This window comes from Mesorhizobium sp. M0960 (assembly GCF_040319055.1).
Taxonomy (GTDB): domain Bacteria; phylum Pseudomonadota; class Alphaproteobacteria; order Rhizobiales; family Rhizobiaceae; genus Mesorhizobium.
The window spans coordinates 44,948-57,572 of sequence record NZ_JAMYNN010000011.1 but is presented as its reverse complement, the minus strand read 5'-3'; the positions used below and the strand labels follow the sequence as shown (position 1 = coordinate 57,572).

Annotated in this window: 13 protein-coding genes; 7 read left to right on the top strand and 6 right to left on the bottom strand. The window is 63.5% G+C overall.

Going from position 1 to position 12,625, the window contains the following annotated elements; genetic code table 11:
- Window positions 1-22 precede the first annotated feature (22 nt).
- The 3 genes from NKH63_RS19900 to NKH63_RS19890 all read right to left on the bottom strand — a co-directional run bounded on the left by NKH63_RS19900 (window position 23) and on the right by NKH63_RS19890 (window position 3,449).
- Entirely contained in the window at window positions 23-874 is an 852-nt protein-coding gene (locus NKH63_RS19900) for a sugar phosphate isomerase/epimerase family protein (RefSeq protein ID WP_352483631.1), read from the bottom strand.
- A gap of 177 nt (window positions 875-1,051) precedes the next feature.
- Complete coding sequence (locus NKH63_RS19895; RefSeq protein WP_023721980.1) at window positions 1,052-2,239, bottom strand: Gfo/Idh/MocA family protein; 1,188 nt, start codon at window positions 2,237-2,239, stop codon at window positions 1,052-1,054.
- A gap of 154 nt (window positions 2,240-2,393) precedes the next feature.
- Window positions 2,394-3,449 (bottom strand): sugar phosphate isomerase/epimerase family protein, encoded by a 1,056-nt coding sequence (locus NKH63_RS19890; protein ID WP_352918470.1) that lies wholly within the window; start codon window positions 3,447-3,449, stop codon window positions 2,394-2,396.
- A 394-nt stretch (window positions 3,450-3,843) separates the two neighbouring features.
- Here NKH63_RS19890 and NKH63_RS19885 point away from each other — a divergent pair, with 394 nt between their 5' ends.
- From NKH63_RS19885 to NKH63_RS19865, 5 genes are read left to right on the top strand one after another with little or no spacing between them, the layout of a single operon-like run.
- Window positions 3,844-4,731 (top strand): sugar phosphate isomerase/epimerase family protein, encoded by an 888-nt coding sequence (locus NKH63_RS19885; RefSeq protein WP_023721982.1) that lies wholly within the window; start codon window positions 3,844-3,846, stop codon window positions 4,729-4,731.
- A gap of 55 nt (window positions 4,732-4,786) precedes the next feature.
- Complete coding sequence (locus NKH63_RS19880; protein ID WP_352592808.1) at window positions 4,787-5,956, top strand: mandelate racemase/muconate lactonizing enzyme family protein; 1,170 nt, start codon at window positions 4,787-4,789, stop codon at window positions 5,954-5,956.
- Window position 5,957: 1 nt separating this feature from the next.
- The gene (locus NKH63_RS19875) at window positions 5,958-6,674 is read left to right on the top strand and encodes a FadR/GntR family transcriptional regulator (protein WP_352483633.1); all 717 of its coding nucleotides are present in this window, start codon (window positions 5,958-5,960) and stop codon (window positions 6,672-6,674) included.
- Window position 6,675: 1 nt separating this feature from the next.
- Window positions 6,676-7,656 carry a hydroxyacid dehydrogenase gene (locus NKH63_RS19870; protein ID WP_352483634.1) on the top strand — a complete coding sequence of 327 codons (981 nt, stop codon included), beginning with the start codon at window positions 6,676-6,678 and terminating at the stop codon, window positions 7,654-7,656.
- Between the two features lie 50 nt (window positions 7,657-7,706).
- On the top strand, window positions 7,707-8,090 hold the full coding sequence (locus NKH63_RS19865) for a hypothetical protein (RefSeq protein ID WP_023721986.1): 384 nt from the start codon (window positions 7,707-7,709) through the stop codon (window positions 8,088-8,090).
- A gap of 14 nt (window positions 8,091-8,104) precedes the next feature.
- Here the strand turns inward: NKH63_RS19865 and NKH63_RS19860 are convergent, their stop codons facing one another.
- The gene (locus NKH63_RS19860; RefSeq protein WP_352592811.1) at window positions 8,105-9,400 is read right to left on the bottom strand and encodes an amidase; all 1,296 of its coding nucleotides are present in this window, start codon (window positions 9,398-9,400) and stop codon (window positions 8,105-8,107) included.
- A gap of 119 nt (window positions 9,401-9,519) precedes the next feature.
- Here NKH63_RS19860 and NKH63_RS19855 point away from each other — a divergent pair, with 119 nt between their 5' ends.
- A complete protein-coding gene (locus tag NKH63_RS19855; RefSeq protein ID WP_352592814.1) occupies window positions 9,520-9,867 on the top strand; it encodes a GFA family protein in 348 nt (115 codons plus the stop codon).
- Between the two features lie 100 nt (window positions 9,868-9,967).
- On the opposite strand, the gene NKH63_RS19850 is transcribed toward NKH63_RS19855, so the two are convergent.
- On the bottom strand, window positions 9,968-11,191 hold the full coding sequence (locus NKH63_RS19850; protein ID WP_352856943.1) for an MFS transporter: 1,224 nt from the start codon (window positions 11,189-11,191) through the stop codon (window positions 9,968-9,970).
- Window positions 11,192-11,282: 91 nt separating this feature from the next.
- Here NKH63_RS19850 and NKH63_RS19845 point away from each other — a divergent pair, with 91 nt between their 5' ends.
- Entirely contained in the window at window positions 11,283-12,263 is a 981-nt protein-coding gene (locus NKH63_RS19845; RefSeq protein ID WP_352861019.1) for an AraC family transcriptional regulator, read from the top strand.
- A gap of 12 nt (window positions 12,264-12,275) precedes the next feature.
- On the opposite strand, the gene NKH63_RS19840 is transcribed toward NKH63_RS19845, so the two are convergent.
- Window positions 12,276-12,557 (bottom strand): hypothetical protein, encoded by a 282-nt coding sequence (locus NKH63_RS19840; RefSeq protein ID WP_023721992.1) that lies wholly within the window; start codon window positions 12,555-12,557, stop codon window positions 12,276-12,278.
- Window positions 12,558-12,625 lie beyond the last annotated feature (68 nt).

Genomic DNA, 12,625 nt, shown 5'->3' with positions numbered 1-12,625 from the left:
GGCCGCGTTGCGCCGGCGGCAGTTAGGCCGCCTTCTTCCAGCCGCTCCTGATGTGCCTGTAGCCGTCGCGGTAAACAGCTTCCGGGCCTTCGGAAAAGTCGCGCCACACCTTGGTGGCCGCGGCCAGATCCTTCAGCGAGCGGCCGAACGCCTCGATCGTCAGCCAATCGTCATAGTCGCTCTCGCGGATGGCGGAGAAAGTCTCCTTCCAGGGGATGTGACCGCGGCCCGGCACGCCGCGGTCGTTCTCCGAAATGTGGATATGGACGACGTTCTTGCGGTTGCGTGTATAGGCGCCGATCGGGTCGGCCTCTTCGATGTTGGCATGGAAGGTGTCGTACATCGCCTTGATGTGCGGCCGGTCGATCGCGTCGATATGCTCCGACAAATCGTCCATCGTGTTGAGCAGATAGCATTCGAAGCGGTTGAGCGCCTCCAGCCCGATGGTGACGCTCTTGTTGCCGGCATGGTCGCCAATAGCGCGTTGCGAAGCGATCGAACGTTTTTTCTCGGCCGCCGTCGGCCCGCTGCCCGAGAAGGCCCCGAGCGTCGAATGCAACGGGCCGCTCAACGTGTCTGCGCCAAGCGCCTGCGCGCAGTCGATCGCCCATTTCATGTAGTCGATACCGGCCTTGCGCGTCGAGGCATCCGGCGAGATCAGGTTCATCGCCGGATCGCCCATGGCCGAGACGGCGGTGCGTTGCAGCCCGATTCGGTCGAGCAGATCACCGAGCTTCTTGTAGCCGTCCGGCGCGCCGGAGAAGACCGGTATTTCGACGCCGTCGAAGCCGGTCGTCTTGATGTCTCTCAACAGCGGCTCGTGTTTTTTCGACACGGCCGTCGTCCACAACAGCATGCACATGCCGATCTTCATCGACGCCCCTCCCTTCATTCGCTCGATCGCCCCCGAGGAGTGGTAGATTCAGGTCAGGCCGAGCCGAAAATGGTAGGTTCCGAGAACCGGAGCGGAGCGTACTTTTGGTACGTGAGCACCGGAAGCGCAGGAAAACTGCCATTTGCAGGCCGGCCTCACCTGAATATCACCACCCCTTCAAAGCTTCGTCCACGCCCCATTCTTCTTAGACGACTTCACGCAGGCTTCGATGAAGGCCATGCCTTCGACGCCGTCTTGCACGGTTGGGAAGACGACATCCTTAGCCGGCTTGCCGCCCGTCCGGCGCGCCGCACGAATAGCCCGCGCGGCTTCCTGGTAGATGTTGGCGAAACCTTCGAGATAGCCTTCCGGATGCCCTGGCGGGACGCGGCTGACGCGCCCCGCGACGGGGAGCGCGCCGGCGCCATTTCGGGTAATCAACTGCTTCGGCTCGCCGAACGGCGTGTACCAGAGATAGTTCGGGTCGGCCTGCACCCATTCGAGCCCGCCCTTCGAGCCGTAGATACGCAATTTCAGCCCGTTCTCGTGGCCGGGCGCCACCTGGCTGGCCCAGACCATGCCCTTGGCCGGGTGCGACCCGCCGACCGGCTTGAAGCGCAGCAGCACATTGATGTTGTCGTCGAGCAGCCTCCCCGGCACGAAGGCATCGAGATCGGCCGACAACGAATCGAGCTCCAGCCCGGAGACGAAACGGGCAAGGTTGTAGGCATGGGTGCCGATATCACCCAGCGCACCGCCCGCACCCGCCTGCTTGGGGTCTGAGCGCCACGCAGCCTGCTTCTGGCCGGTGGCGGCCAGGTCCTCGGTCAGCCAGTCCTGCGGATATTCCGACTGCACGATGCGGATATCGCCGAGCTGCCCCTTGGCCACCATCTCGCGTGCCTGCCGCACCATCGGATAGGCGGTGTAGTTATGCGTCAGCACGAACACTTTGCCGGTCTTTTCGACCAGCGCCGCCAGCTTCTTTGCCTCGGCCAGCGTCGTCGCCAGCGGCTTGTCGCAGATGACGTGGATGCCGGCCTCGAGAAAAGCCTTGGCAGCCGGCACGTGCACATTGTTCGGCGTGACGATGGCGACCACCTCGATGCCGTCCGGCCGCTTGGCCTCCGCCTTGGCCATCTCGGCATAGGAGCCGTAGCTGCGTGCCGGATCGAGCCCAAGCTCGGCCGCCGAGGCCTTGGCGCGCTCCGGATTCGATGACAGCGCGCCGGCGACCAGCACGAACTCGTTGTCCATGCGCGCCGCGATGCGGTGCACCGCGCCGATAAAGGCGCCTTGTCCGCCGCCAACCATGCCGTAGCGGATCGGACCGCCCCCGGTTTCCGCCTTCGATGCGCCGACCATGATTTTCTCCCTCGTTGTCTGAGATACCCCTCCCCCTTGAGGGAGGGTGGCCCGAAGGGCCGGGAGGGTCGGTCAATGCCGAGCTCAACCCAGCGACCCCACCCCGATCCGCTGCGCGGATCGACCCTCCCCTCAAGGGGGAGGGAAAGCTGTGTTAGATCCCCATCATCCCGCGCAGCACCTTTTTGTCGGTCGTGCCGCCGGCGAAATCGTCGAATGCCTTTTCCGTAACCCTGATGATATGATGCTGGATGAAGGGAGCGCCCTCGGCAGCACCATCCTCCGGGTGCTTCAGGCAGCATTCCCATTCCAGCACCGCCCATGAATCATAGTTGTATTGGGTAAGCTTGGAGAAGATGCCGCCGAAATCCACCTGTCCGTCGCCGAGCGAGCGGAACCGCCCGGCACGGTTGGTCCAGCTCTGGTAGCCCGAATAGACGCCTTGCCGCCCGGTCGGATTGAACTCGGCATCCTTGACGTGGAACGCCTTGATCCGCTCGTGGTAGATGTCGATGAATTCGAGATAATCGAGCTGCTGCAGCAGGAAGTGCGACGGGTCGTAGTTGATGTTGCAGCGCTTGTGGCCGCCGACCGCATCGAGGAACATCTCGAATGTCGCGCCGTCGAACACGTCCTCGCCCGGATGGATTTCGTAGCCGACATCGACGCCGTTCTCGTCATAGACGTCGAGGATCGGCTTCCAGCGCTTGCCGAGTTCGGCAAATGCTTCCTCGATCAATCCCGCCGGCCGCTGCGGCCACGGGTAGAGGTAAGGGAAGGCCAACGCCCCGCAAAACGACACCGACGCCTTGAGCCCGAGATTCTTCGACGCCTTGGCGCCGAACTTCATCTGCTGGACCGCCCATTGCTGCCTGGCTTTTGGATTGTTGTGCACCGCAGGTGGAGCGAAGCCGTCGAATTGTGCGTCGTAGGCCGGATGCACCGCCACCAGCTGACCCTGCAGATGCGTCGACAGTTCAGTGATCTCGACGCCGGCATCGGCGCAGATGCCCTTCACCTCGTCGCAATAGGCCTTCGACGACGCTGCCTTCTCGAGATCGAACAGCCGGGCGTCCCATGTCGGGATCTGCACGCCCTTGTAGCCCAGACCGGCCGCCCATTTGGTGATCGAGGCCAGCGAGTTGAACGGAGCGGCGTCGCCCGCAAACTGCGCCAGGAACAGACCAGGCCCCTTCATCGTCGTCGGCATCGGCATCTCCCTATGTTTCGCGACCAAGCATAGCGCCGATTGAAAACAGGGCCAGCCTCTTTGGTCTCTTTGCACAGCGCGCTCGGCGCCGCTATTCTGGTATTACCAAATGCCGAAATCTGGTCAAGCCATTTGACGCGCGGCCGCAGTCCTGCAACCATGCCGAGCTGCCCAACATAATTCAACGTAATCAATGCTGTAAGCAAGAGACGGCGCTTGATGGTAGCACTTCTTGCCGTCCAGATGAAATTACTGTAGACCTCCCATCAAGCCCAATTGGTCGAACCAGTTTGCCAAAAAAATGCTGGGAGGCCTTGGGGAGGAATCATGCAGCGCACTTCGGCAGAGTGCGTCGCAGGCGAACTGGTACAGGCGATTCTGGGAAGGATAGACCATGCATCTTTCGACGCACAATTGGATGCGGGCGGAGCCGCTGGAAACGACGCTCAAGCGCATCAAGAAATTCGGCTATGAGTCGATCGAGATTTCCGGCGAACCCGAACAGTACAAGACCAAGGAAACACGCGCGCTGCTGAACGAGTACGGCATCCGTTGCTGGGGAGCGGTGACGCTGATGCTGGGCGAGCGCAATCTCGCCGCCAAGGACCAGGGCCAGCGCGAGCGCTCGGTGCAATATGTCAAGGACGTGCTGACCATGGTCAGCGAGCTCGACGGCGAGATCATCACGCTGGTTCCCGCCACCGTCGGCAAGGTCGTGCCGGACGGCACCGAGGAAGAGGAATGGAAATGGGTGGTCGACGCCACCCGGGAATGCTTCACCCACGCCAAGAAGGTCGGCGTCAAGATCGCGGTCGAGCCGCTCAACCGCTTCGAAACCTACCTGTTCAACCGCGGCGCCCAGGCACTGGCCCTTGCCGATGCGGTCAGCCCCGAATGCGGCGTCTGCCTCGACGCCTACCACATCCACATGGAAGAATTTAACGTCTATGACGCCATCCGGCAGGTCGGCAAGCGCCTGTACGACTTCCATGTCGCCGACAACAACCGCTTCGCTGCCGGCCTCGGGCAGATCGACTGGCCGAAGATTGTCGGCACGCTGAAGGAGATCGGCTATGACGGCGCGCTGACCAATGAATTCGTCGCCCCAGTCGACCGCACGCCGGCAGCCCCCTATCCCGACATGGTCGAACGCAATCCGGTCGACATCTCGCCAGAGCAGCTGAAATTCATTCAGGACCACGGCTCCAGCGTGCTCACGGAAAAATTCTACACTGACCAGATGCGCATCAATGCGGAAACGCTGCTGCCGCTGATCAAGTAGCCAAGCCGTTTGGAAAAAGCCCTTCCGCCTCACAGCGGCCGGGCCGAGGATGAACATGCGCATCAAGACGGTCCAAGCCTGGTGGGTTCGCATACCGATCGAAGCCGCGAAGCAGCACCGCAGCGACTTCGGTCAGGTGGCGACGTTCGACGCCGCCATCCTGCGCATCGAAACCGACGACGGGCTTGTCGGCTGGGGCGAAGGCAAGAACGCCGCCGGCAGCGCCGGCAGCTACGGCGCCCTTGTCCATTTGCTGAACCATGAGGTCGGGCCGCAGCTGGTCGGCCTCGACCCGGCCGACATCGGCGTCATCTGGGAGATGCTGTACAATGGCGCGCGTCACGACAGCGCCGCCCGCGCCGGCCACGCCATGCCGCAATTGGCGCGACGCGGCATGAGCATCGCCGCTATCAGCGCCGTCGACATCGCATTGTGGGACATTCTCGGCAAATCACTCGGCGTTCCGGTCTGGCGACTGCTCGGCGGCCGCAAGCTGGACCGCATGCCGGCCTATGCTTCCGGCGGCTGGGCCACTGCGGAAGCCATCGGCGATCAGCTGCAATCCTACGTCGCCAAGGGCGGCTTCAAGGCGCTGAAGATGCGCGTCGGCGCCATGGACGGCGCCCCGCACGTCTCCGCCGCCCGCGTCCGCGCTGCAAGACAGGCGCTCGGTCCCGACATCGACCTGATGGTCGACGCGCACGGCACCTATACGGTGGCCGAAGCCAAGCGCTTCATCCATCTCGCCGGCGACCTCGATCTCGCCTGGTTCGAGGAGCCGGTGATCGCCGACGACAAGCCCGGCATGGCCGAGGTGCGCGCCTGCGGCTCGATCCCGATCGCCACCGGCGAAAGCGAGGCGACCCGCTATGCCTTCCGCGACCTCGCTGTGCTCAAATCCGCCGATATCTTCCAGCCGGATCCGGCCTTTTGCGGCGGCATCAGCGAGGCGATGAAGATCGGAACCATCGCCAGCGCCTTCAATCTGCGCTTTGCGCCGCATCTTTGGGCGGGTGCGCCCTGCTTTTTTGCCGGGCTGCATGTCTGCGCCGCTTCGCCGGCGAGCTTCACCGTCGAATATTCACTCGGCGCCAACCCGATGATCCACGATCTGATCGAAGAGACTGTCGAAGCAAAGGACGGTATGGTAGCGATCCCTGATAGACCCGGGCTGGGATTCACTATTTCGGAGCGGTTCCTGGAGGCGCACGCGCAACACGGCTGACATGAAAGAAAAGAACCTTCTCGCGGAACTCGCCGCCTACCTGTTCTCCCATTCGGACAAGGAGACGGGCCGCACGCCGTCGGAGCGCGAACTGGCAGAGCATTTCAGCGTCAGCCGCGGTCAGATCCGCGAGGCGCTGGCCATCCTCGAGGCCATGCGCATCGTCGAACGACGGGCGAAGTCCGGCATCTACATCGATACAAAGCAGGCGAGCGTCGAGGCGATGGCGCTGTTCGCCCGCGCCGGCCTGCCGCTCGATCCTGTCCAGATCTACGAGACGGTCGAGTTGCGCAAGATCCACGAGATCAAGGCCGCCGAACTTGCCTGTTCCCGCGCCACCGAGGAGAATTTCGAGCGGCTGCGCGAGATCCTGAAGGCCTCTGAGGATCGCATCGCGGCCGGTGAAGGCCTTGCCCGGGAAGACCGCGAGTTCCATCTCGAGATCGTGCGGGCGACCAAGAACAGCGTCTTCCACAATGTCTGCAGCGTCTACTACATGATGGGCGAGATGCGCCTGCCGATCTATTTCAACGATCCCGAACGCAGCGTGCGCTCGCATGCCGAGCACATCCAGATCTACGAGGCGCTGCTGCGCCGCGACGGCAACCTCGCCCAGGCGCTGATGAGCGCTCATCTGCAAGGCGCCGAAAGCTACTGGAAGGGGCTGATCGAGGGGCGTGAGGCGGAACCGCAAAGCCCAGCGCTCGAAAAGGCCTGAAATGCCCAAGATCCTGTCGACACACAGACTGCACCCCCGTGCCTCTTCCATGCTGACAGGGGCCGGCGAACTCGTCGTTGCTTCCGCTCTCGACGCGGCCACGCTGGCCGCCGAGGCAAGGGACGCCGATGTCATCATCGTTCGCGCTCCTTTGCCTGCGGCGCTTTTCGAAGGCGCGACCAAGCTCAGGGCCGCGATCCGCCACGGCGCCGGGCTCGACATGGTACCGATGGAAGCGGCCAACGCGGCGGGCGTGCTGGTGGCGAACGTTCCGGGAGTGAACGCGCGCTCGGTCGCCGAATATGTGATGTTCGCGGCACTGGCGCTGCTTCGGCGCTTTCGTGTGTTGGACCGCGACTTGCGGGCGAAGGGCTGGCTGGCCGGCCGCGAACACACCGTCGTGGCTAATGAGCTTGCCGGCAAGACGATCGGCATTGTCGGCCTCGGCGCAATCGGCCAGGCGGTCGGCCACATCGCCGCCCATGGTTTCGATCTGAATGTGGTGGCAACGACGCGCAGCATGCAGCCGGCGCCGGACAGCGTCGGCTTCTTGTCGATCGATGCGCTCATCGAGCAGAGCGACATCATCGTTCTGTGCTGCCCGCTGACGCCCGAAACGCGGGGGCTGATCAGCCGGGAACGTATCGACCGGATGAAGCCGGATGCGCTGCTGATCAATGTTTCGCGCGGGCCGGTGATCGACGACGACGCGCTGATCGAGGCCCTGCAGAAGGGCCGCATCGGCGGCGCCGCGCTCGACGTTTTTGCGACACAACCGCTGCCGCCCAACCATCCCTACTTCGGCTTCGACAACGTCATCGTCACCCCGCACATGGCCGGGATCACCGAACAGTCGATGATGCGCATGGGCGTCGGCGCGGCTGGCGAAGCCTTGCTGGTGCTGGCCAACAGATTGCCGGTTAATCTGCGCAATCCCGAAGTGGTCGAGCACTACCGGCGGCGGTTCCCTGCCGATTTCTAAAGCGCAGGCTACGCCTCAATTTTCCCGAATTCGCCAGCGACGTTGCCGGTATGGGAAACACCACAAAATTCCTGCTGACCGCCAGTGTCTGCATGGCGGCGGCGCATGCCTTGGCCAACGGACAGGGCAGCTACGTGTTCTGCGACAACGGCTTGCGCTGCGTGATGGCACCCTGTCCATCGAACAGCGCGCTCGACCTCGACACCGGCAAGTTCGTCAAAGGCGTTTCGATCGACATCGATCGCCTGCCGCAGCAAGACAAGGGCCTCGATCTTTCGGACAAGCTCTATGCCGGCAAGGTCGTTGTTGTCGGCTCGATCGAGAACCGCACCCGGACCTTCAACGGCAAGCGATACACCCTGCCTTGGCTGGTTGCCACCAGCATCGAGCGCACCGCCAAGGACAACGAGCGCGGCCACTGCTCGTCGCGCTGACACGCGCTATCGGATCAATTTGCAAGCAGTGCCTCGACCGCAGCGGCGATCCGCAGCAGGTAGTGGTCATGGCCATTGCGCGCCACCAGCATCAGCCCGGCCGGACGCATCATTCCGGGCATCGGCAGCGAGATGGCTGAAAGATCGAACTGGTTGGCGACCTGCGTGTTGCGCAGCAGAAGGCCTTCCGTCCTGTCGCACAGGGCCTCGTCGCCGGTCATCGAGACGATCGTCGGCGCGGTCATCGGCGTGGTCGGCAGGGCCAGCACGTCGACCGACGCCAGCCGGTCATCCATCGCGGCGGCAAGTGCTGCGCGACGGCGCATTGCTCTGATATAGACCGTGGCCGGAATGGCGGCGGCGCGCGACAATGGCCCGCTTACCCGCGGGTCGACCGGCATCGTCGCTCCCGTCGCCAGCCAGTCGGCATGGATCTCCGCCCCTTCCATTGCCGCGATCGAGGCGCGTTTGGTTGCCGCGCGCAGATCGACAAGCAGGTCGTCGATCGACAACTCCACAAGCCGTGCGCCGCTAAGCTCCATCTTGCGAAGACACCGGTCGAACGTCGTCGCGACCTCTTCCTCCGTATCATCGAACAGCACGCCGCGCGGAATACCGATGCGCAGGCCGTCCAGCGGAAGCGGCAACAGTGCCGCCAGGTTTTCGCCCGCCATCACTGCGTCGGCCGCCGCACATTCGGCGACGGTGCGGGCCAGCGGACCGATCGAGTCCAGCGTGGCCGACAGCGGAAACGCACCCGCGAGCGGCACGCGCCGCGCCGTCGGCTTGAAACCGACGACGCCATTCAACGATGCCGGAATGCGCACCGATCCGCCGGTATCGGAACCGATGGAGATTTCGCTGGTGCCTTCGCCGACCGAAACCGCGGCGCCTGAGGACGAGCCGCCCGGAATACGGCTGGCATCACTTGCATTGCCGGGCGTGCCGTAATGTGGGTTGACGCCGATCGCGGTAAAGGCGAACTCGGTCATGTTGGTCTTGCCGAGGATGACCGCACCGGCCTGGCGCAGCCGTCGCACGACAATGGCATCCCGCAGCGCCGGCGCTGCGGTGGCGAGCAGCAGAGAGCCCGCCGTGGTCGGCTCGCCAGCGACATCGAACAGATCCTTGATCGAGACGATAGCCCCATCGAGCGGCCCGAGCGTGACGCCGGCTTTTCGCCGCGCATCGGCGGCGTCGGCCGCCGCCCGTGCTGCTTCAGGATAGAGCTTTACGAAAACGCTCTCATCGCCCACGCGAGCAGCAAGAAGCGAAACAATTTTTTCGAGGCGATCACGGGCTGATTGCATTTTCGGTGTCGGACTCCGCACGCTTGCAACGTCTTAGTGTAGCAGCCACAAACTGGCCGCAGGAGACATAACCCGGCACGGCCGGGTTTGCACCTGTCGAACCGAAGGAGGAAGGCCCGATGCTCTACAAAGGCAGCTGCCACTGCGGCAAGGTCGCGTTCGAGGTCGAAGGCGAGCTGACCGGAGCCGTACGGTGCAATTGCTCGATCTGCTCGCGCAAGGGTGCACTGCTATGGGCAGTGCCGCATGAGAGCATGCGGGTGCTTGCCTGGGGCGATAATCTCGGCCGCTACAGCTTCGGCAACCATGTCATCGCCCACCGCTTCTGCCGCAGCTGCGGCATCCACCCCTTCGCCGAGGATGTCGGCGAAGGGAGCGGGCGAAGTGCCTATATCAATATCCATTGCATCGAGGCGTTGGACGTCGCCGCGGTGCCGGTCTTCGACTTCGACGGCCGTTCCGTCTAATGCATGTCGCGCAAAAGTGTGCAGCGGTTTTGTGATAACGACATGCATAAAAAAAAGAATCTAAAGCGCGTCGCATAAGGCCGATCGAGTGCGACGCGCTTTAGGCCTTGGGACCGTCGATCGCCTTGGGGCCAAGTAAGAACGCCGCCAGTGCCGCAAGCAACGTCGCCGCCGCGCAATAGGCGAAGGCGCTGGCAACGCCGGTATTGTCGACCAGCAGGCCGCCGAAGACGGCGCCCAACGCGATGGCGACCTGGAACGTCATAACCATCAGCCCGCCGGCGCTTTCCGCCTGATCGGGGGCGGCCCGCACCAGCCAGGTCTGCAGCCCGACTGGAACGGCACCGAAGGCAAAGCCCCAGCTGGCCACCGCTATTGCAGCCACGACGGGTGAGCCTCCGACCACCAGCAGCAGGAGCGCCGAAAACGCGATCAGCAGAGGCGCCAGGCTGACGGCTGCCCTGAGGCTGCGTTCGGCAATGAAGCCGCCGGCAAAATTGCCGAAGAAGCCACCAATGCCGTAGGCGAGCAGCACAAGCGAGATCGTCTCGATGTCCAGCGCGGGCACCTTCTCGAGAAACGGGCGGACATAGGTGAAGCCGGCAAAGTGTCCCGAGGCGACCAGCAGGACCACCAGCAGTGCCACCCTGATCATCGGCCGCTTCATCACCTCCAGCAGCGTGCGAAAACCTGCCGTACCTGCCGGTGGCAGCTTCGGAATGGTAGCCACCTGCACCAGCAGCGCCAGCGCGCCGACCACGGCGGCGATCATGAAGGCCGTCCGCCATCCCCAGATGTCGCCGACATATGCGCCGACCGGAGCCGCACAGACCGTCGCCACCGAAACCCCGGTGAGGATGATCGACATGGCGCGCGGCATCAGCCGCATCGGAACGAGCCGCATCGCCATGGCTGCCGACATCGACCAGAAGCCACCGAGACTAATGCCAAGCATGATGCGGGCGATCAGAAGAACGGGAAGCGACGACGCAAACGCGGCTACCAGATTTGACAGCACAAGCAGCACCGTCAGCGCCCACATGACCAGCCTGCGGTCCAGCCGCTTGGTGACAATGGCCATGGTCGGCGCCGCAATCGCGCCAATGACGGCGGTGGCCGTTACCGCCTGCCCGGCGGCGCCTTCGGTGATGCCGAGATCCTGCGCAAGCGGCGTCAGCAGGCTGGCCGGCAGAAATTCTGCGGTCACCAGGCCGAAGACTCCGAGCGCCAGGGAGACCACCGCTCCCCATGCGGGCTCGGACCGTTCGCCGGTTTCCGATGCGTCGAGAACGGCGTCCATGACGCCTGTCGCGGGTTCGGTCATGAGGGATCTCCGATCTGGTTGCAGCGCAGCATCTGGCTGCAGTGCAACATAGGGAGTGACTGTCCGGAGTTTCCATGCTAGAAACACCATTATGCTTGACCGTTCGTCCAAAATCCCTGTCACCGGTGATCCGCTGACAGACATATTGCGCGGATTGCGCCTCGAAGGCGTCGATTACGGCCGTTGCGAGATGAAGGAACCCTGGGGCATCCATTTTCCGGCTCAGGCGGCGGCACGGTTTCATTTCATCGGTAGCAAAGGCTGCTGGTTGCTGCAGCCGTCCGGCGACTGGGTCGAGCTCAAGGCGGGCGACGCTGTGTTGTTGCCGCGCGGTTCAGCCCACACGCTGGCGAGCGAGCCGGGTATCGAGGCGGCGCCGATCCACGGCTATGAGGTCGAGGAGATCTGCAAGGGTGTCTATTGCATGTCGAATGACGGCGTGCCCGGCTGCCGTCCGGGCACCTTGCTGTTTTTCGGCAGCATGTATTTCAATCTCGATGGCTTGCACCCCTTGCTCGGCATGATGCCGGACGTGATGCGCGCGCATGAGTTGGAAGCCTATGAGCCAGGTATCCCGCATTTGCTGGAGGCGATGGCCCGCGAGGTGACGATGGAACGCGTCGGCTCCGGCGGCATCCTGGCGCGGCTAGCCGATGTGCTTGCCGCGACCGTCATCCGCTCATGGGTCGAGCGCGGCTGCGGCGACTCTTCCGGATGGATCGCGGCGGTGAGGGACCGCGAGATCGGCCGGGTGCTGGCCGCGATCCATCTGGAACCGAGCCGCGACTGGACGGTGGACGCTCTGGCGAAGATGATGGGCGCCTCGCGATCAGGTTTCGCCGAGCGCTTCGCAACCATTGTCGGCGAAACACCGGCAAAGTACGTCACGCAGGTACGGATGCACCAGGCGCGGCAATGGCTGGTCCGCGACCGGCTCAAGATTTCCGTCGTCGCGGCGCGCCTCGGCTACGAATCCGACGCCTCCTTCAGCCGCGCCTTCAAGCGGGTAATCGGATCGCCGCCCAGCCATTTCCGGGCCGAGGAACAGGCGGAGATCCGCCAGGCCGGCTAAACGTTGGCCGGGTTATTGCTCGGTGATGCAGGCCGAGCCGGCGCTGCTCTTGCAATATTTGCCGGAAGCCCCGCACCTGCCATCCGAGACTTCGACAACGGTGCCGCTCAACAACAGCTTGCAGTCACTGGTGGACAGATTGACCGTGCCGTTGAGATCCTTGATCTTCTTGGCGTCGACCTTCGCGCCGGCGACAACTTTCTTGGCTGCCTGCGCCTCGCCCAGATGTGCGGCCGACAATCCCATACCGGCGACAAGCAGGATCGCAGCAAAACTGCGGAACAGATTTCCCATAGCCAACCCTCCATTTTGGGCCTCCAAATTGGGCTCAAAGCCCGTTTGGGACCAAAGGATCAGCCTAT